The organism is Hymenobacter sp. UYAg731, from assembly GCF_054061335.1.
The window spans coordinates 641,141-666,879 of record NZ_JBSSEC010000002.1 but is presented as its reverse complement, the minus strand read 5'-3'; the positions used below and the strand labels follow the sequence as shown (position 1 = coordinate 666,879).

24 protein-coding genes are annotated in these 25,739 nt (G+C 60.4%); 15 read left to right on the top strand and 9 right to left on the bottom strand.

The annotated features are described in order from the left end of the window. Positions 1–141: 141 nt before the first annotated feature. The 7 genes from ACVWYF_RS07265 to ACVWYF_RS07235 all read right to left on the bottom strand — a co-directional run bounded on the left by ACVWYF_RS07265 (position 142) and on the right by ACVWYF_RS07235 (position 9,050). Positions 142–2,190, bottom strand: a complete 2,049-nt coding sequence (locus tag ACVWYF_RS07265; protein ID WP_457066111.1) for a tetratricopeptide repeat-containing sensor histidine kinase — start codon at positions 2,188–2,190, stop codon at positions 142–144. Between the two features lie 192 nt (positions 2,191–2,382). After that, positions 2,383–3,933, bottom strand: a complete 1,551-nt coding sequence (gene gltX / locus ACVWYF_RS07260) for a glutamate--tRNA ligase (RefSeq protein WP_457066109.1) — start codon at positions 3,931–3,933, stop codon at positions 2,383–2,385. A gap of 154 nt (positions 3,934–4,087) precedes the next feature. Beyond that, on the bottom strand, positions 4,088–4,279 hold the full coding sequence (locus ACVWYF_RS07255; protein ID WP_457066107.1) for a hypothetical protein: 192 nt from the start codon (positions 4,277–4,279) through the stop codon (positions 4,088–4,090). Positions 4,280–4,337: 58 nt separating this feature from the next. Continuing rightward, complete coding sequence (locus ACVWYF_RS07250) at positions 4,338–4,721, bottom strand: RidA family protein (protein WP_457066105.1); 384 nt, start codon at positions 4,719–4,721, stop codon at positions 4,338–4,340. Positions 4,722–4,852: 131 nt separating this feature from the next. After that, entirely contained in the window at positions 4,853–6,688 is a 1,836-nt protein-coding gene (glmS, locus tag ACVWYF_RS07245) for a glutamine--fructose-6-phosphate transaminase (isomerizing) (RefSeq protein WP_457066103.1), read from the bottom strand. A 72-nt stretch (positions 6,689–6,760) separates the two neighbouring features. After that, the gene (locus ACVWYF_RS07240; RefSeq protein ID WP_457066101.1) at positions 6,761–8,254 is read right to left on the bottom strand and encodes a DUF4270 family protein; all 1,494 of its coding nucleotides are present in this window, start codon (positions 8,252–8,254) and stop codon (positions 6,761–6,763) included. Next, positions 8,238–9,050 carry a glycogen/starch synthase gene (locus ACVWYF_RS07235; protein WP_168671700.1) on the bottom strand — a complete coding sequence of 271 codons (813 nt, stop codon included), beginning with the start codon at positions 9,048–9,050 and terminating at the stop codon, positions 8,238–8,240. The genes ACVWYF_RS07240 and ACVWYF_RS07235 overlap by 17 nt, the downstream gene beginning before the upstream one ends. Positions 9,051–9,169: 119 nt before the next feature. Here ACVWYF_RS07235 and panC point away from each other — a divergent pair, with 119 nt between their 5' ends. From panC to ACVWYF_RS07175, 12 genes are all read left to right on the top strand, one after another. Further along, the gene (panC, locus tag ACVWYF_RS07230; RefSeq protein ID WP_457066099.1) at positions 9,170–10,018 is read left to right on the top strand and encodes a pantoate--beta-alanine ligase; all 849 of its coding nucleotides are present in this window, start codon (positions 9,170–9,172) and stop codon (positions 10,016–10,018) included. Positions 10,019–10,087: 69 nt separating this feature from the next. Continuing rightward, positions 10,088–10,435, top strand: coding sequence for an aspartate 1-decarboxylase (panD, locus tag ACVWYF_RS07225; RefSeq protein WP_457066097.1), 348 nt, complete (start codon positions 10,088–10,090; stop codon positions 10,433–10,435). Positions 10,436–10,519: 84 nt separating this feature from the next. Beyond that, positions 10,520–11,569: a lysylphosphatidylglycerol synthase transmembrane domain-containing protein gene (locus ACVWYF_RS07220; protein WP_457066095.1), complete on the top strand. Its 1,050-nt coding sequence runs from the start codon at positions 10,520–10,522 to the stop codon at positions 11,567–11,569. Positions 11,570–11,678: 109 nt separating this feature from the next. Beyond that, complete coding sequence (rfaE2, locus tag ACVWYF_RS07215) at positions 11,679–12,158, top strand: D-glycero-beta-D-manno-heptose 1-phosphate adenylyltransferase (protein ID WP_457066093.1); 480 nt, start codon at positions 11,679–11,681, stop codon at positions 12,156–12,158. Between the two features lie 105 nt (positions 12,159–12,263). Further along, on the top strand, positions 12,264–12,941 hold the full coding sequence (locus tag ACVWYF_RS07210; RefSeq protein ID WP_457066091.1) for a zinc metallopeptidase: 678 nt from the start codon (positions 12,264–12,266) through the stop codon (positions 12,939–12,941). Between the two features lie 264 nt (positions 12,942–13,205). Further along, positions 13,206–13,820 carry a LuxR C-terminal-related transcriptional regulator gene (locus ACVWYF_RS07205; RefSeq protein ID WP_457066089.1) on the top strand — a complete coding sequence of 205 codons (615 nt, stop codon included), beginning with the start codon at positions 13,206–13,208 and terminating at the stop codon, positions 13,818–13,820. 241 nt (positions 13,821–14,061) lie between these two features. Further along, positions 14,062–14,589, top strand: coding sequence for a hypothetical protein (locus ACVWYF_RS07200; RefSeq protein ID WP_457066087.1), 528 nt, complete (start codon positions 14,062–14,064; stop codon positions 14,587–14,589). 76 nt (positions 14,590–14,665) lie between these two features. Beyond that, positions 14,666–16,030, top strand: a complete 1,365-nt coding sequence (locus ACVWYF_RS07195; RefSeq protein WP_457066086.1) for a hypothetical protein — start codon at positions 14,666–14,668, stop codon at positions 16,028–16,030. 7 nt (positions 16,031–16,037) lie between these two features. Then, positions 16,038–17,267 (top strand): amidohydrolase family protein, encoded by a 1,230-nt coding sequence (locus tag ACVWYF_RS07190; protein WP_457066084.1) that lies wholly within the window; start codon positions 16,038–16,040, stop codon positions 17,265–17,267. A 66-nt stretch (positions 17,268–17,333) separates the two neighbouring features. Continuing rightward, positions 17,334–18,041, top strand: a complete 708-nt coding sequence (locus tag ACVWYF_RS07185) for a peptidoglycan-binding domain-containing protein (protein ID WP_457066082.1) — start codon at positions 17,334–17,336, stop codon at positions 18,039–18,041. A gap of 108 nt (positions 18,042–18,149) precedes the next feature. After that, positions 18,150–18,512, top strand: a complete 363-nt coding sequence (locus ACVWYF_RS07180) for a hypothetical protein (RefSeq protein ID WP_457066080.1) — start codon at positions 18,150–18,152, stop codon at positions 18,510–18,512. Positions 18,513–18,525: 13 nt separating this feature from the next. Next, a complete protein-coding gene (locus ACVWYF_RS07175; RefSeq protein WP_457066078.1) occupies positions 18,526–19,899 on the top strand; it encodes a hypothetical protein in 1,374 nt (457 codons plus the stop codon). 87 nt (positions 19,900–19,986) lie between these two features. On the opposite strand, the gene ettA is transcribed toward ACVWYF_RS07175, so the two are convergent. After that, complete coding sequence (gene ettA / locus ACVWYF_RS07170; RefSeq protein ID WP_457066076.1) at positions 19,987–21,651, bottom strand: energy-dependent translational throttle protein EttA; 1,665 nt, start codon at positions 21,649–21,651, stop codon at positions 19,987–19,989. A 282-nt stretch (positions 21,652–21,933) separates the two neighbouring features. Between ettA and ACVWYF_RS07165 the strand changes: the two genes are divergently transcribed. From ACVWYF_RS07165 to ACVWYF_RS07155, 3 genes are all read left to right on the top strand, one after another. Then, positions 21,934–23,253 (top strand): DUF349 domain-containing protein, encoded by a 1,320-nt coding sequence (locus ACVWYF_RS07165; RefSeq protein WP_457066074.1) that lies wholly within the window; start codon positions 21,934–21,936, stop codon positions 23,251–23,253. Positions 23,254–23,352: 99 nt separating this feature from the next. Then, the gene (locus tag ACVWYF_RS07160) at positions 23,353–23,574 is read left to right on the top strand and encodes a DUF2795 domain-containing protein (protein ID WP_035561220.1); all 222 of its coding nucleotides are present in this window, start codon (positions 23,353–23,355) and stop codon (positions 23,572–23,574) included. A 134-nt stretch (positions 23,575–23,708) separates the two neighbouring features. Continuing rightward, on the top strand, positions 23,709–24,392 hold the full coding sequence (locus ACVWYF_RS07155; RefSeq protein ID WP_457066071.1) for an ABC transporter ATP-binding protein: 684 nt from the start codon (positions 23,709–23,711) through the stop codon (positions 24,390–24,392). Positions 24,393–24,421: 29 nt separating this feature from the next. Here the strand turns inward: ACVWYF_RS07155 and ACVWYF_RS07150 are convergent, their stop codons facing one another. Next, complete coding sequence (locus ACVWYF_RS07150; RefSeq protein WP_457066069.1) at positions 24,422–25,621, bottom strand: lycopene cyclase family protein; 1,200 nt, start codon at positions 25,619–25,621, stop codon at positions 24,422–24,424. Positions 25,622–25,739 lie beyond the last annotated feature (118 nt).

Genomic DNA, 25,739 nt, shown 5'->3' with positions numbered 1-25,739 from the left:
CGGGATGCGAGATGGAAAAATACTCCGTTGCTGTACGCGAAACCACGGGTTTGGGTGGTGGCCAGTTGGCCGGGCGGCCAAAAAAGCGGGTTTGCCGGCTCCCGGCAGCCTGGTGCGCGGCGGAAGGGGGCGGCTCGTGCTTCAGTTGTGCCGGGCGCGGGGCAGTGGCACGGCCACCTGCACCCGGAATCCGCCGGCGGCCACCGGACCGGCAATGGCCGCGCCCACCAGCGCTTCGGCCCGCGTAGCCATGTTGCGCAGGCCGTGGCCCGGAGGCCGGCCGGCTCCGGCTTCGGTAACGGCCGGACTCGGGGCGTTGTCGCGCACTTCCAGCACCAATTGGGGCAGGCTGCTGGCCATGTAGCGCAGGCGCACGGCCACGGCAGTAGCGCCGGTGGCGTGCTTCAGCACGTTGTGCAGGCTCTCTTTGTAGATGAGGTAAAGGTTGCGGCGCAGCAACACCGACAGCCGCTGGTCGGGGAGGTCGGCCGGGAAATCAAACGTGACTTCGAGGCCCGCCCGGCCCAGTACCTCCTCAGCGTAGTCGCGCATCCGGTCCAGCAGGTCGGGCAGGCGGTCGTGGTGGGTGTCGAGGCTCCACAGCACGTCGTTGAGTTGCCGCCCGGCCGCCCGGCTGGCTTCGGTGATTTCGCCCAGCTGCTGGCGTTGGCCGGCCGCATCGGCCAGGCCATCCTGGAGCAGGCTGCTTTGCCGGGCAATCTGGCTCAGCAGGGTGCCCACATCATCGTGCAGGTCGGCGGCCAGGGTGGTGCGGAGGGCCGTTTCGCGGCGGCGCTGGCGCTGGCGGTAGCGCCACAGCAGTGCGGCCCCACCCACTGCGGCCAGCAGCCCCAGCCCCAGCAGGCCGGCGGTCAGGCGCTGCCGCCGCAGGCGGGCCAGCTCCTGCTGCTGGCCCAGCAACTGCAGCTCGGCGCGGTGCTGGGCCGCCGCGTGGTTGAAGCGCAGGGCGGCGGTGCGGCGGCTCACAGCGGCTCCGTTCAGGCGGTTGTTGTAGGCCTCGAAGCGGCGCTGGTCCTGGTAGGCGGCGGCCCAGTTGCCCTGTGCGGCGTGGGCCAGGGCCAGCACTTCGTAAGCGGCGCGCAGTCCTTCGGGAGCCCGCGCCCGGGCGCTGGCCTGGCGGCCTCGTTCGGCGTAGGTCAGGGCGCTGTCGGGCCGGCCCTGGTGCAGCCAGGTGCGGCCCAGCAGCGCCAGCAGCTGCGGCACCAGCAGCACATCGTGGGCGGCGGTGGCCTCGTGCAGGGTGGCGCGGGCCAGAACCTGGGCGGCGGTGTGGTCGCCTAGGCGCTCGGTCACGTCGGCCAGGTGGAAGCGCATGGTCCGCACCGTGGCCTGGTCGGCCACGGCAATTTGCCGGCTCACGGCAATGCTCATGCCGTAGAAGCGCCGGGCTTCGGCCCAGTGCCCCTGGGCGCGGTTGAGCTCGCCCAATTCGGCCATAATCCGGTTGAGGCGGTCGGGATAGTCGTGGTAGCGGGCAGTGGCCAGCGCTTCCTGCAAATACTGCCGGGCCGGGCCAAACTCGCCCAGCCGGGTATAAAGGCTGGCCGCGTGGATTTTCAGACTGGTATGGAAACGCCGCTCATTGCCCGTCGAGCTGATGGCCATGCCGCGCAGGCAATAGTCGAGGGCCTCCGCCAAATGGCCCTGCTGGTCGGCCATACGGGCCAGCCGGCCGAGGTTGCGCATCTGTCCGCCCAGGTCGTGCAGGCGGGCAAACTCGCGGCGGGATGCCTCCAGCGGTGGGCCGGCCGAGTCGTATTGGGCCAAGGCAATGTGGTAATCGGCTATATTCAGCAAAGCCTCGGCCAGAAAATCGCGGTAGCGTAGGCGGCGGGCCAGCAGGAGCGTTTCGCGGCGCACCGCGCCGACGGCGCTCACGTCAACCTCCATTAGCTCGTCGCTCAAGTCAAACAGCAGCTTTATCCGGGTCGTATCGGGCTGCGGATGGGTGTGCAGCAGGAGTTTCAGGCTGTCGATGCGGCGAAGGCTCGGCTGGGACTGGGCTGCCGCCAGCCGGGGCAGTACGGAGCACAGGCCCAGCAACCAGCCGCCAACAATAGCAACAGTGCGGAAAGCCGGCAGGTAACGCCCGTAAAAAGCCACGGAATAAACAAATAATGCCTTCCGCACGCCAGCCGTCAGGCTAAGCAGCAGAGTGGGAGGAACCACCAGATTGGCAGCTAACTATAAATACCCATCAAAGTTATGCGATGGTTGCTAATGGATAAGGCTGGCGGAGGCAACAAGTCGGACGCTTTCCTCGTGATTTCCAATGGATACAAGCGGCCGGATTGCTGCCAAAAAAGCCCGGCCGCCTGGTATCAGGCATCCGGGCTTTTTTGGCAGCAGTTGACATTGAAATTACGCCGCTACCGGAATAGTAGCCACGGCCGTGTGCAGGCGGTCGGCCACTTCAGGTACGCCCAGAATTACGAGCGTCTCGAACAAATCCGGGCCGGCGGCACCGCCGGTTACGGCGGTGCGGAGGGCTTGCAGCACTTGGCCGGGCTTGAGGCCCTGGGCCGCCATGGTGTCGTTGAACAGGGTTTTCAGGCCTTCGGCCGAAACTTCGGGCGCGGTGGGCAGCGCGGTGGCGTAGGCCGTGAGGGCGGCGGCTACCGGGCCGCTCCATTTCTTGCTCACCACGGTTTCGTCGTAGGTCGTGGGAGCCTGGAAGAAGTATTTGGCCTCCTGCCAGAAGTCGTGCGGGAAGCTCACGCGCTCCTTCATCACGCCCACAATCTGCTCCGCTTTTTCCTGGCTGCACACAATGGCGTGCTCGTGCAGGGCCGTGAGCAGGTAAGGGGCCAGCTCGGCGTTGGATTTGGCGCGCAGGTAGTGCTCGTTGAACCACTTCACCTTGTTCTGGTCGAACTTGGCCGGCGACTTGCTCACGCGCTCAATCGAGAAGGCCTGAATCAGCTCATCCATCGAGAAAATCTCCTGCTGGGTGCCGGGGTTCCAGCCCAGGAAAGCCAGGAAGTTTACCATGGCCTCGGGCAGGTAGCCCTCTTCGCGGTAGCCCCGGCTGACGGTGGCTTCACCGGTTTCGGCATCGGTGCCGTGCCACTCCAGCGGGAACACGGGGAAGCCCAGGCGGTCGCCGTCGCGCTTGCTCAGCTTGCCGGTGCCGTCGGGTTTCAGCAGCAGGGGCAGGTGCGCAAACTGCGGCATGGTCTTCTCCCAGCCCAAATAGCGGTACAGCAATACGTGCAGCGGCGCGCTCGGCAGCCACTCCTCGCCCCGGATTACGTGCGAGATTTCCATCAGGTGGTCGTCCACGATGTTGGCCAGGTGGTAGGTCGGCATGCCGTCCGACTTCATCAGCACCTTGTCATCAACCGCCGAAGAATGCACCACCACCCAGCCGCGAATCATGTCCTGAAAACGGATTTCCTCCTTGCGGGGCACTTTCAGACGAATCACATACTGCGCGCCGCCTTCCAGCAGGGCTTTCACCTCGTCCTCGGGCAGGGTGAGGGAGTTGCGCATCTGGGCGCGGGTGATGGAGTTGTACTGCGGGTTGGGCACCTTGGCGGCCTGCAGGCGGGCGCGCATGGCGTCCAGCTCCTCGGGCGTGTCGAAGGCGTAGTAGGCGTGGCCGTCGGCGATGAGCTGGTCGGCGTACTGCTTGTACATGGGCTTGCGCTCGCTCTGCTTGTAGGGGCCGTGGGGGCCGCCCACGCCCTGGCCTTCGTCAATCACGATGCCAATCCAGGCCAGGGCTTCCAGAATGTACTCCTCGGCACCGGGCACGAAGCGGTTTTGGTCCGTATCCTCGATGCGCAGCAGCATTTTGCCGCCCAGCTTACGGGCCAGCAGGTAGTTATACAGGGCGGTGCGTACGCCGCCAATGTGCAGCGGCCCGGTGGGCGAAGGTGCGAAACGCACCCGGACTTCTCTCTCGGTCATAACAGAAAAAAAGCGCGCCCCGGGGTTCGGAACGCGCTGCAAAGGTCGGAGTCATTTAACAATTATCATTTATCATTTAACAGCAGTTTTGGCGAGTCGGATTTGCTGCCGTTGAACAGCTGTCAAATGTTGATTGGTAAATGTTAACTGAAACTCAGTTCCGGTCTTTAAATCCCAGCCAGAGCACCAGCCCGAGCAACGTAATGCCACCCCGAATACCCCACGCCACGGCGGAGCCCCACTGGTCAATCCACGTCAGGAAAACGTAGTGGATATTGGGGTTGATAAACGGCAGTACCAGCGAAATAAACCCAATAATGAGCAGGCCGAGTCCAAGTTCTTTCATGCGATGTAGGTGTTGGGATGGAATGATTTTTCAACCCAACGCCCACATTGTCGGGATATTATGCGCCCACGGCGATGCAGGATATTTCCACTTCCACGTCGCGCGGCAGGCGGGCTACTTCTACCGTTTCGCGGGCCGGGGCGGTGGCATCGTCGAAATAAGAGCCGTACACTTGGTTAATGGCGGCGAAGTTGCCGAGGTCTTTCACGAAAATGCTGCACTTCACCACATCGGTGAGTTTCAGGCCGGCGGCGGTCAGCACAGCAGTCAGGTTTTTCAGAACCTGGTGGGTCTGGGCGGTCACGTCGCCGTCTACCAGCTGCCCGGCCGCATCCAGCGGAATCTGACCCGAAACGTACACGGTGTTGCCCGCTTTCACGGCTTGCGAGTAGGGGCCAATGGGGGCCGGAGCCTGGTCGGTGAGGATAATCTGGTGGGCCATGCGGTGGGTTGGTGGATTTGTGGGTTGGCGAATTAATGAATTATGGAACGCAAATAACGCGAAAAGCCGCCCCTGTTTCCAGAAGCGGCTTCTCCAAGGCAAGTTTTAGAAACCCACCAATTCATACTCCACTATTCCACCGTCACTGACTTGGCCAGGTTGCGGGGTTGGTCGACGTTGCAGCCGCGCAGCACGGCAATGTGGTAGGAGAGGAGCTGCAGCGGCACTACCGACACCAGCGGCATCAGCACTTCCGAGGTATGAGGCACCTCAATCACGTACTCGGCCATGGCCGGAATCACCGTATCGCCTTCGCTCACGATGGCGATAATGCGGCCCTTGCGGGCTTTCACCTCCTGAATGTTGCTCACCACCTTCTCGTACGAGCTGTCGCGGGTGGCAATCACCACCATCGGCATGTTCTCGTCAATCAGGGCGATGGGGCCGTGCTTCATCTCGGCAGCCGGGTAGCCCTCGGCGTGGATGTAGCTGATTTCCTTGAGTTTGAGCGCGCCTTCCAAGGCTACGGGGAAGTTGTAGCCCCGGCCTAGGTACAGGAAGTTGGTGGCATCCTTGAACTCCTCGGCAATCTCCTGAATCTGGGCATCCAGCTCCAGAGCCTTGGTTACTTTGGCCGGAATCGTCTCCAGTTCCACCATCAGTTCGCGCAGCTTGGTGTCGGTGATGGTGCCGCGCTTCTGGCCCATAATCATGGCCAACAGCGTCAGTACGGTCACCTGCGCCGTAAAGGCTTTGGTCGAAGCCACCCCGATTTCGGGGCCGGCGTGGGTGTAAGCTCCTGCATCCGTAGCGCGGGCAATGCTGCTGCCCACCACGTTGCACACGCCAAAAATGGTGGCGCCCTTGCTCTTGGCCAGCTCGATGGCGGCCAGCGTATCAGCCGTCTCACCGCTCTGCGAAATCGCAATTACGATGTCGCGCTCGGTGATAATGGGGTTGCGGTAGCGGAATTCCGACGCGTATTCAACCTCTACCGGAATGCGGGCCAGGTCTTCAATCAGGTACTCGGCCACTAGGCCAGCGTGCCAGCTGGTGCCGCAGGCCACGATGATGATGCGCTGGGCATTGATAAACTTCTGCTCGTAGGCGCGGATGCCGCCCATGTTCAGGTGGTTAGCTTCCAGCTCCAGGCGGCCGCGCATGGAGTCGAGGATGGAGCGGGGCTGCTCGAAAATCTCCTTCAGCATGAAGTGCGGGTAACCACCTTTCTCAATGGAGTCCAACTCCATCTCCAGCTTCTGGATGTAGGGCGTCTGGCTCACGTCCTCACGGCTGCGGATTTCCAGTTGGCCATCGCGGATAACCACGATTTCGTAGTCGTTCACATACACCACTTCGTTGGTGTACTCAATGATGGGCGTGGCATCGGAGGCAATGAAGAACTCGCCTTCGCCGATGCCAATCACCATCGGCGAGCCTTTGCGGGCGGCGATGAGTTGGTTGGGGGCGTCCTTGCTGAGCACCACGATGGCGTAGGCTCCTACCACTTCGTGCAGGGCCAGCCGCACGGCCTCTTCCAGCGAGCAACTGTTCTGCTTCTGGATTTCCTCAATCAGGTTCACGAAAACCTCCGTGTCCGTATCGGAATGAAAAACGTGACCCTGCTGCTGCAAGTGCGTTTTCAGCGCCGCATAGTTTTCAATAATGCCGTTGTGGATGATGGCAATGCGCTCCGACGTGGAGTAATGCGGGTGGGCATTCTCATCGTTGGGCTCGCCGTGGGTAGCCCAACGGGTGTGGCCCATGCCCACGTTGGCGTGCGTGTTCTTGTCAGCGATAAACGCTTCGAGGTCACTAACCTTGCCTTTCTTTTTATAAACGGTGAGGTCACCATTAAGCAGCGCCACACCCGCCGAGTCGTACCCGCGGTATTCGAGCCGATGCAGGCCTTTGAGGATAATAGGGCAGGCCTCACGATGGCCCAAATAAGCAACAATGCCGCACATGGCAAATGGGGTTAAGTTCTTAAAAATCAGAAGGTGACTGGTGGGGCCAGTTATCAAGGCCCCGGCCCGGCGCTAACGCTGGGAGTAGTATACGCGCAATGTTATTTTTGCGGCATCAATGGCTGCCCGGTCAAGAGTCAGGGTATTAATTACCAAGTTGCCGTAGGAGCGGAGGTTGGGCACCAGCACCAGAGCATCGGGGGTACTTTCAAGTTTGTTGGTCAGGTACTCCTGCAAGTAAGTCGTAACGGGAATGCTGTAATACGGCTGGGTGGAGGTGCCATCAACCAGCAAGCTGTAAGCAGGATAGCCGGCAGCTAGCTGGGGCGTCCCATCGGCCTGCACTACCCGGTCAACGGCCGTATAGTTCACTGTGCGTTGCAGTACCTCGTTCGCGGTGTTCACCTCCAGGGCAAAGAGGCGGGCCGGATTGGCAAACAGCGCATTGGAAAAAGGCTTCACCGGCACGCGCAGCTCCGCACGGTTAATGGTCAGGCCGGGTTTGGTGGCCAGGGCTGCCAGGCCCGTGAAGGCAATGCGCGTTCCCAGCCCCGTGCCTTCTTGCGCGTAGCTGGTATTGTTCAGGTCGCCCGAGGCCACGAAGCCGGGGCGGGTGGCCAATGCTTGTAGTGCGGCCGGTAATGTGTTCGTAATCTGGGTGTAGTAGCGCGGGTCGCTGGCGGTAGATGTTCCAGTCAGGTAAGCCGATACCGGCCCAAAGTAAATCCCATAAAAGTGCTTCAGCACGTTGCTGGTAGCACCCATCGAGTGGAAATACATGATAATGCGCGGCAGGCCATTCTGACCAAAGCTCAGAATGTTGCCATTGTGGCCGGCACTGGGGGCAATGGCAATGCCTTTCAGCAGCGCATCAAACTGGGCCTGCGTGAAGCTGGCCTGCTGAAGCTTTTGGAAAAAATCGGTGAAAAACGCCGACGACACCGCCGGCTGCCCGGCTGTGGCGGTGGTGCGTTGCAGTATCAGCCGCACGGTGGGGTCGGCCGCGATGGTCGTCACCGCTGGCACAGCGGGGTTGGCGGGGGTGGCCGCTACGGCCGCCGTCACGATTTGCACCTGGGTGCGGTCGAGGCGGCTGGTCAGGTTCTGGCCCAGCAGGGTACCTACCGGGGTGGCGGTGCTCGCATCATACACTTGCCGGTCATCGAGCGCTGTTGGGAGCTGGTACACATCGTATTGCACCGGCGTGGTGCTGCCGTTCACCTTGTCGAAACCCAGCACCATCACCACCGAATCCAGCACCGGGGTGGTGAATTTGGCGGGCAATGAGTCGGCTACGGCCCCGTTCAGCACGTTGAAATACGCCCGGGCTTCGGTCAGGCCGGCCACGTTGTCGTTGAGGCGGCCGATGAGGAAACGGTCGGTTTTCAGGCTTTGTACCGGTGCCAGGCGCACGGTGCCGCTCGTCACGGGCAAGTCCAGGTATTGGGTGCTGATGCCCGTGGTATCGGGCAGGTCCACGTTGAGGGCGGTGCCCGTGTCGCAGCCCGTCAGGGCCAGTGCGGCAAAAGCTACCAGAGGAGCACAGCGGCTAGTTAGCCAATTCATTGTAGAGCGCTAGGTAAGAAGAGTGCAGGTTTTCGTCGGTAGCCACCTGGCTAAGCTTATTGTGCAGGGCGTATTCGTGGAACATGCCATTCATGTTGTCCGAAAAATCCTCGTCGGACCGCACCACGGTATCGGCATACTCCATGCCCATTTTGATAAATCCGCTGAAATCAGCGGTTTTCAACGAAGCCATCATGGAATCATCGATGTCGAGCATTTTGGCTTTTTCGAGGATATTGCCCTCGAACTTATCCATGAACTCGTTGCTATAAATCGAGAATACCGATTTGGCATCCTTGAACACCGGGTCTTTTTTGTAGGTGGTTTTCAGGTACAACGGAATCAGACCGGTCATCCAGTCGGAGCAGTGTACGATGTTGGGCGACCAGCCCAGCTTCTTCACCGTTTCGAGGACGCCTTTGCAGAAAAAGATGGCACGCTCGTCGTTGTCGGCGTAGAATTTATCGTTTTTGTCGACCAAAGCCGACTTGCGGTGGAAATAATCTTCGTTATCGATAAAATAAACCTGCAACTTTGCCGTCGGAATCGAGGCGACTTTAATAACCAACGGTTTCTCGTCATCACCAACCGCGATGTTGATGCCCGAGAGGCGCACTACTTCGTGCAACCGGTTCTTGCGCTCGTTGATAATGCCAAAACGTGGCACGAAAATCCGGATTTCGCAGCCCATCTCCTGCATGCTGGCGGGCAGGCGCCGCAGCATTTCGGCCACCTTGGTGGTCTGGAGAAAGGGGTCAATTTCGGTGGCCGCGTAAAGGATTCGTAGCTTCGACATAAAGGAATTATTGAAGAGAATGGAACATGGCCATGCTATGGGTCCACAAAATTAAACAATTTTGAGCGAAAATTCAATAAAAGCTACTTTGGGGGCCGTTCCAATTGCCTTCCTCTTCTATGCAGATACTAACTACCGCTGCCGGGTTGCAAGCCTACACCGAACAGGCGCGCCAGGCCGGCCAACGGGTGGGCTTGGTGCCCACGATGGGCGCTTTGCACGCCGGCCACATCCAGCTGGTGCAGGCCGCCCGGGCCGAGTGCAACGAGGTGATAGCCACCATCTTTGTGAACCCCACGCAGTTCAATAACGCCGATGATTTCCGGCTCTACCCCCGGGTGCCGGAGGCCGATACGGCCCTGCTGGAACCGGCCGGCTGCACGGCCTTATTCGTGCCTTCGGTGGAGGAAATGTACCCCCGGCCCACGGTGCTGCGGTTCGATTTCGGGGCGTTGGAACAGGTGATGGAAGGGGCGCACCGGCCGGGGCATTTCAACGGCGTGGCCACGGTGGTGAGCAAATTGTTTCACCTGGCCCGCCCGCACCGGGCGTATTTCGGGCAGAAGGACTGGCAGCAGGTGGCCGTGGTGAAGCAGCTGGTGGCCGACCTGTCATTCGACCTCGAAATCGTGGCCTGCCCCACCATCCGGGAAGCCGATGGGCTGGCCATGTCCTCGCGCAACCGCCGCCTCGATGCGCCCGCCCGGGCCGTGGCCCCGCTGCTATACCGGGTGCTGAGCGCCGCCGCCGCCCAGGTGCGGCAGGGCGTGCGGCCGGCCCAGGTGCAAGCCGATGCCTTGGCCGCGCTGGCTCATGAGCCCAGCATCACGCCTGAATACGTGGAAATAGCCGATGCCCAAACCCTGCAGCCGCTGGCCGAATACGCACCCGGCCGGGCCGTGGTGCTGTGCCTGGCCGCCCACCTGGGCGGCGTACGGCTGATTGATAACGTGGTGGTGGATGGGTGAGCCCAGCCAAAGCGGGGCGGGGGCGGGGTTTATCTTTGCAGCCCTCAACCAAAGCCTGCGGGCCAAGCTATGCACATTGAAGTAATGAAGTCCAAAATCCACCATGCAACGGTCACGCAGGCCGAATTGCACTATGTGGGCAGCGTGACGATTGACGAAGACCTCCTGGATGCTGCCAATTTCGTGGAAAACGAAAAGGTGACCGTCGTGAATGTGAACAACGGCGAGCGGTTTGAAACCTACACCATTCGCGGGGAGCGGGGCTCGGGCACCATCTGCCTGAATGGCCCGGCGGCGCGCAAAGTGGCGGTGGGCGATGTGGTCATCATCTTCTCCTACGCACTGGTGGATTTTGCCGAAGCCCGGCAGCACAAGCCCACGGTCATTTTTCCCAATGAGCACAACCGCTTAGTCTAACTAAATGGGTGAAGGAGGTGACTAAGCGAATGGTTTTCGCAGCCATTCGCTCAGTCACTTATTCACTCATTTCCCCATTGATTGATGAAACACCTGCTGACGGTTGTAAAGTACGTGCTGCTGCTGAGTATTTCGGTGGCGCTGATGTGGTACGCGGTGCGCGGGCAGGACCTGTCGCGCATTGGGCACTACATCGCCACAGCCAATTATTTCTGGCTTACGCTCACGTTGTCGCTGTCGGCGCTGGGCTATTTCAGCCGGGCCTACCGCTGGCAGATGCAGCTCAATGCTTCCCAAACGCCGGCCCCGTACTGGGCCGTGTACCACGCCATGATGGTGGGCTACCTGGCCAACCTGGTGCTGCCGCGTATGGGCGAAGTTATCCGCTGCTCGGTGCTGCGGCGCACGAGCGGCGTGCCCGTGCAGGTAGCCCTGGGCACGGTCGTAACGGAGCGCGTGATTGACGTGTTGGTGCTTTTTAGCCTGATTGCCAGCCTGCTGCTGCTGGATTTCAATACGTTCTGGAATTTTGTGACGGTGCAGGTGCTGGGCGGGCGCTACGAAGCGCTGGCCCGCAACCGTACGCCGCTGCTTATCGCGGCCATCATTGGCGGGGTGCTGCTGCTGGCCACGGGCTACGCGCTGTTTCGCAACCTGGAGCGGCTCCGGCAGAATGCCTTTTTCAACAAGGGTATTCTGTTCGTTAAGGGCCTGCTGGCGGGGGTGTTCAGCATTCTGAAGATGGAAAATAAGGGGGTGTTTCTGCTGCACACCCTGTTTACCTGGGGCGTGTATTACCTCATGGATTACCTGGCCTTCTTCTGCTTTCCCGAAACCTACAACCTCGACATGAAGGCCGGTCTGGCGGTGCTCACCTTTGGCGCATTTGGAATGGCCGCGCCGGTGGCGGGCGGCATCGGGCCGTTCCACGTAATGGTGCAGGGCATTTTGCTGGTGTACGGCGTGAGTAAGGAGGCCGGCATTGCCTACGCGCTGGTGGTACACGGTGCCCAAACGCTGCTGGTGGTGCTCATGGGCGGCATCAGCTTCGTGGCCGTGGCCGCCGCCGACAAGCGCAGCCTGCTCACCGAGGCCGAAGCCCTGGCCGACGAACCGCTTACTAGTGAGTTATGAGTTGAAAGGTAGGCGTTAAGAGTTGCGGATGAGCGAGCGGTCGATGGCTCCACTCACCCATAACCCATAACTACTAAACTTTTAACTCATAACTCTTAACTCCCTTCCTATGTGGACGAAAGATAAAATCCTGACCCGCGAGCAACTGCCGGCCACGCTGGCCGACTGGCGCGCGCAAGGCCGCAAAGTGGTGTTCACCAACGGCTGCTTCGATTTGCTGCACCTCGGCCACGTCGACTACCTGGAGCAGGCCCGGCACCTGGGCGATGCGCTGGTAGTGGGCGTGAACACCGATAATTCGGTGCGCTGCCTCAAGCCCGGCCGGCCCATTCAGGACGAGGAGGCGCGGGCACGCATTCTGGCCGCGCTGGGTTTCGTTGATGCCGTGGTGCTGTTTGGCGAGCCCACGCCGCTGGCCCTCATCGAACTGGTGCAGCCCGATATCCTGGTGAAGGGCGACGACTACGCCGTAGAGCACATTGTGGGCCACGAGCTGGTGCTGGCCCGGGGCGGGCAGGTGCTCACCGTGCCGCTGGTGGCCGGCTACAGCACCTCGCGCATCGTGGAGCACATTATTGCCACGCGGTAGCCACTTTGGCAGGGCCGAAAGACTGCATCTTTTTTGCTGAGCTGGTGTTTTGATAGCAACGCCAGGCATTTTGCCGCGCGTGTTTCTTCATCTCACTTTCTCCCCATGTCAGTTTCCTATTTGCTCATCATCGTGCTGATGGCGGCCAGCTGGGCCATTCAATGGCGGCTGCGCAGCAAGTTTAAGCAGTATGCCCAGGTGGGCCTGAGCTCGGGCCTGAGCGGGGCCGAAATCGCGGCCCGCATGCTGGCCGACCACGGTATTTACGATGTCCGCATCATCAGCACCGCCGGCCAGCTTACCGACCACTACAACCCCGCCGATAAAACCGTGAACCTGAGCGAAGGCGTGTACGCCGAGCGCAGTGCGGCCGCGGCGGCCATCGCAGCCCACGAGTGCGGCCACGCCGTGCAGCACGCCACGGCGTACTCCATGCTGACGTTTCGGTCAGCCTTGGTGCCGGCGCTCAGTTCTGTGTCACGCTTCATGCCCTGGATATTGATTGCGGGCATTCTGATGCTGCGCACCAGCATCATCCCGTTGGGCGTAGGCATTGGCTTGTTTGCCCTCACCACGCTATTTTCGTTCATCACGCTGCCGGTCGAGTTCGATGCCTCGCGCCGGGCCCTGGCTTGGATGGACCGGCGCGGCGTGGTAACCGTGCAGGAGCACGCCATGGCCAAAGACGCGCTGTGGTGGGCGGCCATGACCTACGTGGTAGCGGCCCTGGCTTCGCTGGCCACGCTGCTTTATTACGTGGGTATTTTCATGCGCCGCCGCTAAGCCACCATCGTGCTTTTAGTATAGGAGCCGTCATTCTGCTTGCAGAGTGGCGGCTCTTTTTATGGACAGTAGGCCGGTTGGCAATAGTAAAACGCGGCCCAAACGAGCTTTCAATAATAAATCAACTATTCAGATAATTTATAGTATTGTTTATCGAAGTTAAAATACTACTTTGGCAGACCTTTCCGCCTGTTGCCTGCGCCAGCGCTTTGCCTCCCAAAGCTTGCTGGTCAGCGGGTTCACCGCGTTGTGTCTGCCAATGCTATGATTTCTTCTACCCCCACCGCCCTGGTGGCGGCCGCTCCCACGCTGCTCCGGCAGGGATTGGTAGCGACTCTGCGGGAGCAATGGCCCCAGCTCCAGCTCACCCTCACCGCCGATGCCACGCAAGTTGTGGAGCTGGTCGACCACGTCGCATTCAGCCTGCTGGTGCTGGATGAGCAGCTGCCCGGCCGCCACCTGCCCGAACTATTGGGGCGGCTGCAACGTGCCCGGCCCGGTCTTCGCCTGGTAGTACTCACGGACCATCACGCCCCCGCTTCCCAGCCGGCCGGCCCCGGCAAGCCCCTGCAATTGCCCCGCCACATATTGCCCCATGTGCTGGTTGGGGCGCTGACGCAATGGCTTGATGCGCCGAATGGCACTGCAGGGACTGGTTGCTCCCTCCGAGCCTATGCCGTGCCCGACCCGTTCAGCCGCCGCGAGCTGGAGGTGTTGCGCCTGGTAGTGGCCGACTATTGCAACGAGGAAATTGCCGACCAACTCTGCCTGAGCGTGCGCACCGTGGAAAGCCACCGCCGCATGCTGCTCCAGAAAGCCGGCACCCGCACACTGGTGGGCCTCGCCGCCCGCGCCGTGCGCGAGGGCTGGGTAGCCTAAATTTCAGTGCTGCCACTGATGCGAATGGGGGGGCGAAAAGCCGTGCTTTACACCCACGCTGCCAACTGGCAAATGAGTTGATTCAAGGCTCGTTTAAGTGTGGTAGGCGCATTATTTTCATTCACCGTCGGCGGTCTGGTTGCGTGGGCACGCCATGCTTCGCATCCGCAGATGACTCAAGCCTGAACCGCTAAATGGTTGCACCGGTGCCTGCTTTTGACGGCTATTTCCCTCCATTGCCATGCACGTAATAGCCCAAACTGACTGGCCCTCCGTGGTCAGCGCCTGTGCCCAGGCCAATGGCTTGTTGCAGGACCCCGCGTTTTTTGCCGGCATTGCTGCCCATCCGAGCTTCGACGAGGATGCGGGCGGGCCACCGACCCGCGTTGGCCCCGCGCAAATTGCTGCCTTCATGCAGCAGCTACCGCTCGCCTTCAGCGTGAGCTTGTTCACGCCACGCGGGCCAATTCAGCGCATCAAGTATTTTAAAACCCAGGCGTATACTGACCCCGGCCAGCCCGACACCCTTTTCCTGAACAGTCGCTGGCTGGCCCAGAAGACCCCGCCAATGGCCGAAATCGCCGCTACTATCATCCATGAGTGTGTGCATGCGGCCGACGAGGCGGACCCCGTCCACGATTTCGGCCACGGAGACAATAGTTCGGTGGGCAAGCAGAATACGGCTCCTTACTGGATTGGCAACTACGCCTACCGCTGCCTAGGGGGACCACAGCCGGGGCCACTAAATTTCGACGAGGCGACGCAGTAGCATCTGGTAGCCAACCGCCAAGGCCCTCTTGCCTTTAGTACAGTAGTCAGTTGATTTTTACATTGATTGTGCCCGCATGTTTACGCTGCCGTTGGTAGAAGTTGCCATTTCGCTGTCGTTGCTCTACTTGTTCTTTAGCCAGGTAGTGCTTTCCGTGTTTGAGTGGCTGGCCGGCCGCCTGAACCTGCGGGGACGGTACCTGCGGCGGTACCTGAACGAGGCCCTTAACAGCGGCACCGATAAAAACTGGGCCGAGCTGATGTATCGCCACCCCAGCGTTGACATGCTGGCGCAGAAAGCCAACCGCACACCCGCCTATGTGCCGTCGAGCGTGTTCGTGAAGGCCATTGTGGATTTGGTGATTGACGAAGTCCGGATGCACGAATTTGTCCCCCGCCTCGACGAGCACGGCAACCCCGTACCCGGTGGGGAGCGGGTGTACCAGCTGAGCAACCTGGCCGCTCCCGATAGTACCGCGCTTTCCCCCCTTCAGCAGCTAAAGGCGGGCGTGGCCCGGCTCTCCGAAGGCGATTTCAAAGTCCTGTTGCGGACCCTGCTCTTCAATGCCGAAGGGTGCCAGGCGGCCGACGATGCCAACGTGTTCGAGCAATTTTTACACGGCCTGGCCGTGTGGTATGATGATTATATGGAGCGCGTCTCGGGCTGGTACAAGCGCTATGTCCGGCCTTTTCTGTTTGCTGTCGGCTTGGTTATTGCGGTGGTTTGCAACCTGGATTCCCTGCGGGTTGGCAGCTACCTGTGGCGGCATACCGCCGCCCGGCAGCGCATCGTGGCCTTTGCCGAAATGCAGGCCCGGGATTCGGCAACGATGACCCGGCTGCAATTCATACCCCCGGCCGACACGGCCACCACCCGGCAGGTGAAACAGGCGGTGCGCCGCTACGCCAGCCAAGTCGACTCCCTTACCCGGGCGCTGCAGGGCCTCGGCTTCCCCATTGGGTGGTCGTTCCGGGACCACCGCACCACGCTGGATACCCTGTACCGCGCCATCGTGCCAGCGAGTGTGGCCGGCGACTGGCAGCCCCAGCCCTACTGGGTGCGCTACGTGCTCACCACCTTCACCCGGCCGCTGGGCCGCAGCCAGGTGCTGCTGCGGCACCGGGCGTGGCAGCCGGATACCCTCCACGCGTTGCGAACTGGCCTGGTGCCCGTGGCCGAAGAAGATGTGCAGCAACTGGCAGTGCCGCTGCCCAAGGCGGCCACCGGCTGGCTTCAGCCCGACGGGCCGTGGCTTGCTGGCCGGCCCCACGGTTGGGGGTGGGGCTGGGCGGCGCTCGGCTGGCTGCTCACGGCGGCGGCGCTGTCGTTCGGGGCACCGTTCTGGTTCCAGCTGCTCAATCAGTTCGTGAATATGCGCAGCGGCGGCCTGCGCCCGCCTTCCACCACGGTGCCGGCGGATGGGGCGTCCACTTCTAAATAGCTCAGTGATGAATATTTACAATTGCCACACGCACCTGTTCAACCTGGACTGCACGCCCGACCGGTTTCTGGAAGGCATGGCCCCCAGCTGGGTGGGCAAGATTGGAGCGCACCTGCTGTATGGCCTACTGGCCCTGCCCACAGTCACGGGCTGGGGGCTGCGGCTAGCCAATCAGTTTCCGGCCGCCCGCAAGTATGCGGCTTTTCTGGGCATTGGCAGCAGCTTGTCCCCGTTGGCTATTTTTGAGAAGCACCTGCTGCCAGCCTATCCCACGGGCACCCGCTTTGTGGCCCTCCCCATTAATTTTGACCTGATGGGGGCCGGCAAAGCGCCTCTTAACCAGGAAAGCCAGCTGTGGCAGTTGCTGGAGGTGCGCAAGCGCTACCCCAACACCTGCCTGCCCTTCGTGAGTGTAGACCCCCGCCAAGGCACGGCTGCCGAAAACCGTGCCTTTGTGGAGCGCTGGATTGGCCGGGGCTTCGTGGGCATCAAGCTTTATCCGGCCCTGGGGTTTTATCCCTTCGATAAGGGCCTGGACGAGGTATATGGTTACGCTGAGCAAAACGGCCTGCCCATCATGACGCACTGCAGCCGGGGCGGCATCTACTACCAGGGTGGGCTGACCACCGCCCTGCGCCGGCCCGACCTGCCGTCCAATCTGTCGTATCCGCTGCCCAGCCCGCCGGGGCTTTACGACCAGCCTTTTCCATTGAAGGTGGAGGGCAAGGAAACCAACGCCAGCTTCTGCGATTATTTCCTCGACCCCCGCGCCTACGAGCTGGTGCTCGACCGGTTTCCGAAGCTGAAAATCTGCCTGGCGCACTACGGTGGGGCCGAAGAAATCCAGCTGAACATCAAAAATCCTGGTTCTGCTGCCTTCAACTGGTACCAAGGCGTGCGCGCCCTGCTGGCCAATCCGAAATACCCCAATGTGTACACCGATGTATCGTACACGCTGGCCGATAAAAGCTTGTTCGAAACCCTGGCCGCCGACCTGCTGCCAGCCACCCCGCCAGCCCCGCTGCGGGAGCGGGTGCTCTTCGGTACCGATTTCTTCATGACCACCCAGGAGAAGCCCGAAGATGCGCTGGCCAGCGAGCTAATGACTGATTTGCTAACCCGCGACCCTACTGCCAGTGCCTGGCAGCAACTCGCCAACGAAAATCCCACGCGCTACCTGCACTCGAAAGCCTACACCCCCGTGGAGCGCTCTGGCCTGGCCTGGGATGTCGCCTAACCTGGCCCGGGCTGCGGTGCCAGGGCCACTTCTCTTAATCCATTCACCTCAAGCAACCCCACTGCCATGCCAACCGGAAATGACCTGCTGAAACTAGCGGAAGCCCACCTCGGTGAAAAATACGTCAACGTCCTCGTCCCGAAGGATAATGCCAACTGGCACGGCCCCTGGGACTGCGCCGAGTTTGCCTCTTGGGTGGTGTTTCAGAAAACCCAACAGCTCTACGGCTGCGACAACAACCACGGCAAGCCCGCCACAGCCGACGCCTACTCTGGCTACTGGGTGCGCGACGCGCTGAACGGCCCGTTGCTGCCCACCAGCCAGGCCAATGCCAATACCATGGCCGGCGTCGTCCTTATTCGCCGGCCGCCCCTGCCCGGCCAGATGGGCCACGTCGCCATCACGGACGGCCAGGGCGGCACCGTGGAAGCCGCCGGCCGGGGCCTGAACGTGCGCCGCGGCAAAGTAGAAGGCCGCCTGTGGCACTTCTGCGTGCAAATTCCCGACGTAACCTACCAGGACTCCGGTGCCGTGGTGCGCCCCAAAGCCCTGCCCTTCCTGCTCGTGCTTGAAGAGCCCAACACCAAAAGTGCCTTGGTGGGCCGCATCCAGCACGCCCTGCGCGATGCCGGCTTTAACCCCGGGGTACTCGACGATAAGTACGGTCCGCATACGGTAGCTGCCGTGGCGGCTTTCCAGAGTACCCACCGCCTTGTGTCGGATGGTGTGGTGGGGCCGCTCACTGCCAAAAAGCTGGGCGTGGAATGGCCGTAATGACACTGGCTAATTGCTGGCGCGTCGCATTAGGAATACCGCAATACCATCGGGTGAATGCTCAGCGCTCAGCAATTGAATATTTTTCTCCTTTCACTCAGCTTACCCATGGATGCTCCTCAAAAAGACCTGGAATACAAAGTGCTCGACGGCCAAAAAGTACTGGTAAAAGCGACGGTAGGTAATGCCCAGTCGGGCTTACCAACGTTTTATCTCGGCACTAAAATCCTGATTCCTGAACGCCCTGACTCAACTAGTGGGGTAGTTACGTTCGCGGGTGGTGAGAGCATCCGTGGGAAAACGCTACGCATCATGACCTCGGTGACGCGCCCCAATTCGAACGAGGTGACGACCTGCAACCTGCTGTACGAAGCTTCGGGAGGCCGCCCGGCCCAAATGACTGCCGATAATACGGTAACAAACCCAATAGACAGCATCGTGTATTTTGATGACCGTGTCAGATTCGTCTAGTAACCATTGGATTATGATGAAAAAACGACTCCTTTGGGCTTGCATTCTGAGCTTGGCCGTGCTCGTTGCCGGTACGCCGGTCCTGGCCCAAAGCACGCCCACGATAACCGACCTGCACACGCCTACTGCCCCCGGGTTTGTGCTGCTTGGCATCGAGCCAACATCCATTGATAAGCCGACTACGCCTTCGGCCTTCGCCACCAGTCTGCAATCAGCCATCACCGCTACGGGCGTGCGGCCGGGCTATTCAATGGAAGTAGCCCCTTACTGGCTGGTAAGCCGCCCGTCGCTGACGCTGGATGAGTACCGCAATCCGACTGTTCGGCAAAACATTAGCCAGACATTTTCCCTGTCGTTCGCTACGTCCAGCCTAGCCAAAGTGGGCACTGGAATGGGAATTGGGGCGCGGGTCCAGCTTTTTTCCGGCCACATCCCACCTGATAAGCTGGCCGACAGCAACGCTCGGAAATGCCTGGAAATTTTTGCCCGCGACGGCGTACGCAATGAGATTTCGGTAGCCGTTGTCGACAACGAAACCGATACTGATGCCCTCACCGGAACGCTGCCGCTGACTGATAACGACATTGTGACCAAACACGACAGCCTTCGCCGGGCCGTGGCCCGGCACATCCGCCTGCGCATCACCAAGAACCGCCCGGCGATTCAAGCCAACATTAAGAGCAGTTCCACCTGTAGCGCGCTTTCGGATGATGACCTGGCCCGCGTGATTACGCAGTACATGGAAGTCTGCATTCAGGACCTGACCATTCAGTATGCCGGCCCCATTGCCACGCGGGCCGACCTGCGAGCCTGGGTGAACCACCTTAAGGACGAGACGATTGCGAACAAGGTGGTGCAGCAGGTTATTACCAACGAAGTCTCGCTCGATAAAAACCGGTCGGGCTTTTTGTGGGACTTTGCGGCCGCTACCGTGCTGGCTTTTCCGGAAAGCACCTGGGGCAATTCAAGCTTTCAGAGATGGGGGGCCTGGACGACCATCGGCTACGATACCGGCGATTTGGACCTGCTGGCCGTGGGCCGATTTTTGAACCCCGTGGGCACTCCCGACAGTGCCCGCACGCTGGATGTGGGCATCAAACTCAATTACGGCACGAGCACGAGTAAATTCAAGATAGGCGGTGAAGTGCTGTTTCGCCAGTACCGCCGCGATAAAACGATTGATGCTGGGAGTGGATTCTTTGAGGTTCACAAGCTCCGGAAAAACACGGAGCGGTTTGATGTGAATATCAACTATAAATTCAGTGACACTATTTCTATTACATCCACTATCGGCAAGAACTTTAATGAGATGTTTGTGAACACAAATAATCTGCTCACCATTTTCGGTATTCAATATAATGTTGCCAGTTATTCGGCCAAACCTTAGGTCTATGGATGGGAGGATTGGTGAAATGCGAAGGGGCCACCGGAAATCGTTCCGGTGGCCCCTTCGGTCTGCTATTGATTGAGATTTCTACCCCAGCTTCTTGTACCGCACCCGCTTCGGCTCCACGTCGCCCAGGCGCTTGCGCTTGGCTTCTTCGTAGTCCGAAAAGTTGCCCTCGAACCACACCACTTCCGAGTCGCCCTCGAAGGCCAGGATGTGAGTGGCCAGCCGGTCTAGGAACCACCGGTCGTGGCTGATGATAACGGCGCAGCCGGCGAAGTTTTCCAGTGCGTCTTCCAGCGCCCGGATAGCATTGACGTCCAGGTCGTTGGTCGGCTCATCGAGCAGCAGCAGGTTGGCTCCCTGCTTCAGCGTCATGGCCAGATGTACGCGGTTTTTCTCGCCGCCCGAGAGCGTGCCGACCTTCTTCTCCTGGTCGCCGCCGCCGAAGTTGAACTTGCTCACGTAGGCGCGGGAGTTCACTGGCCGGCCGGCCAGCAGCATGGTTTCGGTGCCGCCCGTGATAGTGTCGAACACCGACTTCGCGCCATCCAGCGTGTCGTGCTGCTGGTCGATGTAAGCCGTGAGCACCGTGGGGCCCACTTCAAAGGTGCCCGCGTCGGGCTGCAATTGGTCCGTAATGAGACGGAAAAGCGTGGTTTTGCCCGCGCCGTTCGGCCCGATAATGCCCACGATGCCACCCTGCGGCAGCGAGAAGCTCAGGTTTTCAAACAGCAGCTTGTCGCCGAATGATTTCGTGATGCCCTCGGCCTCAATCACCTGCGCGCCCAGGCGCGGGCCGTCGGGGATGAATAGCTCCAGCTTCTGCTCCTTGTCCTTGGCTTCCTCGCTGGCCAGCTTGTCGTAGTTGGCCAGGCGGGCCTTGCCCTTGCTTTGGCGGGCTTTGGGCGACATTCGCACCCATTCCAGCTCCCGCTGGAGGGTTTTGGCCCGCTTGCTTTCCGAGTTTTCCTCCTTGGCCATGCGGTCGGTTTTCTGCTCCAGCCACGAGGAGTAGTTACCCTTCCACGGGATGCCCGAACCCCGGTCCAGCTCCAGAATCCAGCCCGCTACGTTGTCGAGGAAGTACCGGTCGTGGGTCACGGCGATGACCGTGCCTTTATATTGCTGCAAGTGCTGCTCCAGCCACAGCACGCTCTCGGCGTCGAGGTGGTTGGTGGGCTCGTCCAGTAGCAATACATCCGGCTCCTGCAATAGCAGGCGGCACAGCGCCACGCGGCGCTTCTCGCCCCCCGAGAGGTTACCGATAACGGCCTCCTGCGGCGGGGTGCGCAGAGCGTCCATCGCCCGCTCCAGCTTGGTGTCGAGGTTCCAGGCGTCGAGCTGGTCCAGCCGCTCCTGCACCTTGCCCTGGCGGTCCAGCAGCTTGTCGAAATCGGCATCCTCGGCCCCGAAGGCTTCGTTGATTTCGTCGTATTCCTTCAGCAAGGCCACGGTTTCGGCCGCGCCTTCTTCCACCACCTCGCGCACGGTTTTGGTAGGGTCGAGCTGGGGCTCCTGCTCCAGGTAGCCCACCGAGTAGCCCGGCGAAAATACCACTTCGCCCTGAAACTGCTTATCAACGCCAGCAATGATTTTCAGCAAACTCGACTTGCCCGAGCCGTTGAGGCCCAGCACGCCGATTTTGGCCCCGTAGAAAAACGAGAGGTAGATGTTTTTAAGAACTTGCTTCTGCGGCGGGTAAATCTTACTCACGCCGGCCATGCTGAAGATGATGGTCTGGTCGCTCATGGGGTGGGGTGGGGCTAATGAAAGAATTGCGACTGCAAAGAACGACAGCCGCCGCTTGCAACCCGCAACCCGGCTCCGGGTTCTGTCAACGGGTTGGTCCGGCCCTGGCCGCCGAATGAGCCGGTTTAGCCGGGGTTTACCGAATGGCACATCTATTCATCACGTTTTTACCGTAAACTTGTAGTCCCTTCCCGGTCCGCGTTTCAATTGCAGCCCCCTACGTTCTTTTTTGCCTCTCCTGCCCAATACTCCACCTTCCTACCCACGAGCTTACTATCTATTATGGAACCAACCGACCACCTGCTGGCCGAAGCCCAGCGCTACGGCTACGTGGACGCCGACGGCGTATGGCTACGCCCCGTGCTGGGCCAGCCCGCCCGCCAGATTGGCCTAGTCAAAGATTCGGACGATACCGCCCTGCGGTACTTCAGCCAACGTTTTGAAAGCCTGCGCGCCAAAGTCGATTCGTTGCTGGAAAAAATGGAGGCCAGCGACAACAAAGGCTCCTTCCTGATGAAGGCCCTGCACCTCAAAGAGCAGCTCCTGACCCACGACGGCCTCGGCGATTTTGCCCGCCTGCACCGCCGCCTCACCGAGGCCGAGGAGGCCATTGCCGTGACCGTGGTCCGCAACCGTGAAAAAAACCTGGCCACCAAAATCAGCTTCATTCACGAAGCCGAAGCCCTCAGCGAAAGCGTGGAGTGGATTTCGGCCAGCGAGAAAGTGAAGGACCTGCGCCAGGGCTGGCTCAAAACTGGCCCCGTCGACAAAGCCATGACCGACGAACTGGAGCACCGCTTCCAGACCGCCATTCAGGTGTTTTTCGACCGCCGTAAGGCCTTCCAGTCCGATAAAAAGGCCATGACCAACCGGGTGCAAACCCGCTACCGTGACCTCATTCAGCAAGCCGAAGCCCTCAAAAATTCCGACCAGTTCGAAACCACCTCACGCCAACTCAAGGTGCTGCAACAGGTCTGGCGCGACGTGAACGGCAACCTGCCCAAAAAGCTGGCCTCCGAGCTCTGGACGCGCTTTCGGGCCGCCAACAACCACTTCTTCGAGCGGCTCAAGGTGCATATTGCCGCGCAGCAGTCGGCCGGCGCGCCCGGGGCCCCCGCCACCCCCGAAGTGCTGCTGGCCCGCAAACGCTCTCTGGCCGAGCGCGCCGAAGCCCTGATGGCCATTCCGCCGCAGGAAGCTATTCACCAGGCCAAGTCGCTGCAGGCCGAATGGAAGCAAGTCGGCACCGTGCGCGGCGAAGAGTCGGACCGCATCTGGCAGCGCTTCATGGTGGCCTGCGATAAGATTTTTGAGCTGAGTGCCCTCGAATACCACCTGCGCAAGCGGGCCGATGGTGCGCCCATGCCCACTGCCCCGGCCGAGCGCGCCCGCTTCCGGGCCAGCACGCTACGTGAGCTGCTTAAGGACGACCACGAGGAACTCAACACCCTGCAGGCCAACCTCGACAACCTGAGCCCCAGCGCCGCCAATGATGCTTTTCGGCAGATGCTGCAAACCAAAATCAGGTCCTTTGAACGCAAAATCCGCACAAAAAATGACCTTATTGCCCTGTTCAGCCAGCAGGCGCAGACTGCCGGCTAACCTTGGCCAACATTTTGCGTTGTCGGTTGAAAATTCCCCGTCGTTTGTATCTTGACGGGAAACTGTTACCTTCGCCCACCCTTTTTTATCCGCTTCACTATGTATTGGACACTCGAACTGGCTTCCTACCTGGAAGATGCTCCCTGGCCCGCCACCAAAGACGAACTGATTGACTTTTCTATCCGCTCGGGTGCGCCCATGGAGGTAGTAGAGAACCTGCAAGCCCTTGAGGACGACGGCCAACCCTACGAAAATATCGAGGAAGTATGGCCCGACTACCCGACCAAGGAGGACTTCATGTTCAACGAGGACGAGTATTAATCTTTAATTATGGGTTTTGAATTATGAATTATGAGTTGAGCGGTAATTCTTCCCCTGAACTCATAAATCATAACTCTCAACTCATAACTCCCGCGCTCAGCGCGGAGAATCTGGTTGCGGGCTACCCCGGTAGGGTGTTGGTCCGCAACCTTTTTTTGTGCCTGCCCGCGCCCGCCTTTGTGGCCGTGGTGGGGCACAACGGCAGCGGCAAAACCACCCTGTTTCGGGTACTCACGGGGCAGCTTCCCTATGAAGGAAGTGCTCAATTGCACGGCCACGAAGTGCGCGACCTGCGCCGCGCCGCCACGGCCGGCCTGCTGGGCTACCTACCGCAGCGCGGCAGCCTCGACTTTGCCATTGCCGTGCGTGAGCTGGTGGTGATGGGCCGTTACCGCCACCACGGTCTGCTCAGTGCCTACGCCCCGGCCGATTATTCTCTGGCCGATGCTGCGCTGGCCCGCGTAGGCATGGCCCACCTGGCTGCCCGCAATTTCATGCAACTTTCCGGCGGCGAGCAGCAGCTGGTGTGGCTGGCCCAACTCAGCCTGCAGGACGCCCAGGTGTATTTGCTTGATGAGCCCACCCAGCAGCTCGACGTGTACTACCGCCGCCAGGTATTCAGCCTCGTACACGACTGGGTTACCCAGCAGGGCAAAACCGTGCTATGCAGCACCCACGACCTTGACAATCTGCCCGCCCTCACCGGCTTCCTGCTAAACCTGTCGGAGCCGCAGCCGCAGCTGCGCCCAATTTCTGAGGCTACCGTACGCGAGGCCCGGACGTGGCTGGAACAGGCTCCTTTGGGAGTTAAGAGTTGAAAAGACCTGAAAATCTTAACTCTGCACTCCTAACTCCGTCTCCCCGGCCGGCCGCGCAGCACCTGCCCGATGGACCGCATAAATGGCCCGGCCGATACTGAGTTCATCACTCGCAGGTTATCGGCCCAGGAGGTTTGCTCATCCAGAAAGCGGAAAATGCGCTCTACCGGGTTGCGCTCGAAGAGTTGCCGGAAAATATCGCGCGTGGTTTCGCCGCGCCGCCGCATAATGTCGAGCAGCAGCGTGTCAAATAGTCGGAATTGCCATTTGTCGCCTGTAGCGTCGGCGGGCGGGTGGCCGGTTTCGGCCAGCGCCGCCACCAGCCGCGCCGAGTGCTGCTGAATGCGTTTGAAGGCGTAGCCGGTGCTGGGCTTGGCCCGGCCGCCCCGCGTGCCCAGGTTGATGATGTGCGCGCCGTTGCGGACCGGCAGGGGGTGGTCCGTCATTGGAATAGCGCCTACTTCTTCGGCTACTATCCGATAGGTTTTCAGGCCCGACGTGTTGCTCAGATGCTCCCGAATAGCCGTTTCGTATTCCGCTTTGGGTAAGATGGTTTCCGAGAACAACGTGTACTCAACCAACGCTTTGCGTGGCCCGAAAGGCAGCACGTAGATGAACCGCGCCTCATGCTGCTGCTCACCGCGAAAGTCCATGAACTCCACCGTGGCCGGGTCGAAAACGTCGGTGTCGGTTTCAATTTCCCAGCCCACGAAGTGCTGCAACAGGTAGCGGTATTTCTCGGGCTGCTGGAGCTTCGCTAGGTTCGGCGGGCGGCTATCGAAGGCATAGCGGGCGGTGTAAGCCCCACCGGCAGCGGTGGTTGCGCGCACGCCAGCTGGCGTGTTGTCCAACTGCTCAACATTGCCGCGTACCCGCGTGAACTGCGGATTATCAGCCAGTGCCTGCTGCACAAAGCGGTAGTAATCCAGCCCGTTGATGGTCTTGTAGCGGTAGCGGCCCATGTCAATCACGCGCTCGAAGCCGGGACTACGGAAGGCTATTTTGCGCCATTCGTGGGCCACAATGCTATCGAACATTCCTGGCTCATCGGCCCAGAACGACCAGGTGCGGTCATTCTGCGTTTTGGCCTCAGGCTCGATGAGTAGTATTTTCTTATTGGCTAACCGAGGCTCCTGAGCAATGTGATATGCCAGACTCAGCCCCGCTGCCCCGCCGCCCACAATGAGGTAATCGAATTCCAGAACAGTGGCAGAAGTAGGGGAGGGCATAAACGAAGAAACTACAAACGCACCGACAACGCACGGCAGCCCACAAAAAAAGCCGCTCCCGAAGAAGCGGCTTTCCCTGCAGACTGTTTGGCCAATACGGCAAAAAACCCGTTTGTAT

What these genes read in the sequence shown, in the direction of transcription:
- gltX (WP_457066109.1), bottom strand. Translation starts at nt 3,933, where the DNA reads ATGACCGAGAGAGAAGTCCGGGTGCGTTTCGCACCTTCGCCCACCGGG.
- ACVWYF_RS07255 (WP_457066107.1), bottom strand. Translation starts at nt 4,279, where the DNA reads ATGAAAGAACTTGGACTCGGCCTGCTCATTATTGGGTTTATTTCGCTG.
- ACVWYF_RS07250 (WP_457066105.1), bottom strand. Translation starts at nt 4,721, where the DNA reads ATGGCCCACCAGATTATCCTCACCGACCAGGCTCCGGCCCCCATTGGC.
- glmS (WP_457066103.1), bottom strand. Translation starts at nt 6,688, where the DNA reads ATGTGCGGCATTGTTGCTTATTTGGGCCATCGTGAGGCCTGCCCTATT.
- ACVWYF_RS07240 (WP_457066101.1), bottom strand. Translation starts at nt 8,254, where the DNA reads ATGAATTGGCTAACTAGCCGCTGTGCTCCTCTGGTAGCTTTTGCCGCA.
- ACVWYF_RS07235 (WP_168671700.1), bottom strand. Translation starts at nt 9,050, where the DNA reads ATGTCGAAGCTACGAATCCTTTACGCGGCCACCGAAATTGACCCCTTT.
- panC (WP_457066099.1), top strand. Translation starts at nt 9,170, where the DNA reads ATGCAGATACTAACTACCGCTGCCGGGTTGCAAGCCTACACCGAACAG.
- panD (WP_457066097.1), top strand. Translation starts at nt 10,088, where the DNA reads ATGCACATTGAAGTAATGAAGTCCAAAATCCACCATGCAACGGTCACG.
- ACVWYF_RS07220 (WP_457066095.1), top strand. Translation starts at nt 10,520, where the DNA reads ATGAAACACCTGCTGACGGTTGTAAAGTACGTGCTGCTGCTGAGTATT.
- rfaE2 (WP_457066093.1), top strand. Translation starts at nt 11,679, where the DNA reads ATGTGGACGAAAGATAAAATCCTGACCCGCGAGCAACTGCCGGCCACG.
- ACVWYF_RS07210 (WP_457066091.1), top strand. Translation starts at nt 12,264, where the DNA reads ATGTCAGTTTCCTATTTGCTCATCATCGTGCTGATGGCGGCCAGCTGG.
- ACVWYF_RS07205 (WP_457066089.1), top strand. Translation starts at nt 13,206, where the DNA reads ATGATTTCTTCTACCCCCACCGCCCTGGTGGCGGCCGCTCCCACGCTG.
- ACVWYF_RS07200 (WP_457066087.1), top strand. Translation starts at nt 14,062, where the DNA reads ATGCACGTAATAGCCCAAACTGACTGGCCCTCCGTGGTCAGCGCCTGT.
- ACVWYF_RS07195 (WP_457066086.1), top strand. Translation starts at nt 14,666, where the DNA reads ATGTTTACGCTGCCGTTGGTAGAAGTTGCCATTTCGCTGTCGTTGCTC.
- ACVWYF_RS07190 (WP_457066084.1), top strand. Translation starts at nt 16,038, where the DNA reads ATGAATATTTACAATTGCCACACGCACCTGTTCAACCTGGACTGCACG.
- ACVWYF_RS07185 (WP_457066082.1), top strand. Translation starts at nt 17,334, where the DNA reads ATGCCAACCGGAAATGACCTGCTGAAACTAGCGGAAGCCCACCTCGGT.
- ACVWYF_RS07180 (WP_457066080.1), top strand. Translation starts at nt 18,150, where the DNA reads ATGGATGCTCCTCAAAAAGACCTGGAATACAAAGTGCTCGACGGCCAA.
- ACVWYF_RS07175 (WP_457066078.1), top strand. Translation starts at nt 18,526, where the DNA reads ATGATGAAAAAACGACTCCTTTGGGCTTGCATTCTGAGCTTGGCCGTG.
- ettA (WP_457066076.1), bottom strand. Translation starts at nt 21,651, where the DNA reads ATGAGCGACCAGACCATCATCTTCAGCATGGCCGGCGTGAGTAAGATT.
- ACVWYF_RS07165 (WP_457066074.1), top strand. Translation starts at nt 21,934, where the DNA reads ATGGAACCAACCGACCACCTGCTGGCCGAAGCCCAGCGCTACGGCTAC.
- ACVWYF_RS07160 (WP_035561220.1), top strand. Translation starts at nt 23,353, where the DNA reads ATGTATTGGACACTCGAACTGGCTTCCTACCTGGAAGATGCTCCCTGG.
- ACVWYF_RS07150 (WP_457066069.1), bottom strand. Translation starts at nt 25,621, where the DNA reads ATGCCCTCCCCTACTTCTGCCACTGTTCTGGAATTCGATTACCTCATT.